The organism is Paenibacillus sp. oral taxon 786 str. D14 (genome assembly GCF_000159955.1).
GTDB lineage: Bacteria > Bacillota > Bacilli > Paenibacillales > Paenibacillaceae > Fontibacillus > Fontibacillus phoenicis.
Genome location: NZ_GG696020.1, coordinates 1 through 1,586, shown reverse-complemented (window position 1 = coordinate 1,586; position 1,586 = coordinate 1). Strand labels below are relative to the sequence as shown.

General features: G+C 50.1%; 1 protein-coding gene. It reads left to right on the top strand.

Translation table 11 applies throughout. The annotated features are described in order from the left end of the window. Positions 1–111: 111 nt before the first annotated feature. Entirely contained in the window at positions 112–1,413 is a 1,302-nt protein-coding gene (locus POTG_RS22480; RefSeq protein ID WP_009227152.1) for an IS1380 family transposase, read from the top strand. Positions 1,414–1,586: the final 173 nt, after the last annotated feature.

Here is a 1,586-nt window from a genome sequence, read left to right as displayed (position 1 = left end):
AAACCTGAATTTCGAAAGTACAACTCTTTGAAAACATGAAAAGTGCCCCAGATCCTTGGTATAATGGTGTTTGCGAAGACAACATCATCCCAAGAGAGGAGCACCCTTAAGGTGAAGTCTACCACAATCATGAGCAAGATCAAGAGCGAATTTTCGCTGAATAACGCCACGAGTTTTGGCGGTGTTAACATATTTCTGGCCTACCTTGAAAAAATCAAGCTTTCGGAGGCGATGAGATATCTCTCCGGCGGCAAAGCGATCAATGCGGTTTTCCCTATTCAGCGCATTGTGTTGTATCTCATCATAGGATGGATGCTCGGATGTGAGCGGATCTTCCACTTTCGCAAATTGCAGCAAGACGTCCTGTTACGCCGTTTTCTCGGCGGTCGCTGTCCCCATCATAGTTTGTTATACAAGGAATTGGTTCGATGGGGCCGAACCTGTCCGACGCTGCCAGCCGAGCTACGGGCACTGAATCAGGAGATCCTTCGTCCCGCCTTGCCTGTCGGCTTGATTCTCGATTTGGATTCATCGGTGGAAACCGTGTACGGCAATCAAGAAGGCGCAGCCAAAGGAACCAACCCGCACAAGCCGGGACGGAACAGCTACCACCCGTTGCTGGTCTTCGAAGGGCAGACACGGCTGAATCTGAATGCGACGCTTCGGCCGGGCAACACTCACTCATCTACAGATGCCGCCGCGTTTCTGGAGCAAACCTTTGAACTCCTTGGCGATCGCCGCGTGAAATACGCCCGATTTGACAAAGGCTTTGGCGGCGAACACTTTTACAGCTTGTGGGAGAACAAGGGAGTCGGCTACGTCGGCAAGCTAAAGTGGACTCAGCGGCTCGCCAGAGAAGTGCAGGCCTGCCGCTATTGGACGCGCTATGTCGACGAAGACTGGATCATCGAAGGCATCACGTTGATTTACAAGGCGACCTCCTGGGAAACGTCACGCCGTGTGGCGGTGATTCGCAAAGCGCAAATCTTCGATGATGGGCAAGGCCGGATCGTATTCGATTCGGACTGGACGTACGAAGCAATTGTAACCAATCTGGAGTGGGAACCGATAGATCTGTTGCGCTTCTACAATCAACGCTGCTGTATGGAAAATTACATCAAAGAAGCGAAACAAGGCTTTTCCATCGATCGGATTGCAACCGGCGATTTCAAAGCAAATGAATTGGATTTGCTGATTAAGCTGCTGGCCTATAATTTGTTCGAGCGCTTTAAACGCAACGTTTGCGAACCGATGCATATCGGGTATACGATCGCCCGATTCCGTTTGGAATTCTTTCATTGCGCGGCGACGATTATTCGGCACAGTCGCTCGGTCGTCCTCAAGCTGATGAAAGACTTTTCCAACCGACACGCATGGAAACGAATAGAAGAGAGAATCGCCGTCTTGGAATGATAACTGGTAAAACTTTACTTGGAAATCCCGCTAGCCCGCTCTGTGGGGAGGGGGGACGACTATTCAACGAAGACGGATTCCATCGAATCGTTTGGGAATTCTCTCAATAGTTTACAACTCTGTCTACGCGGATTTGCAGCATGTTTACTGTAAAGACGGGCTTTCGAAATTCA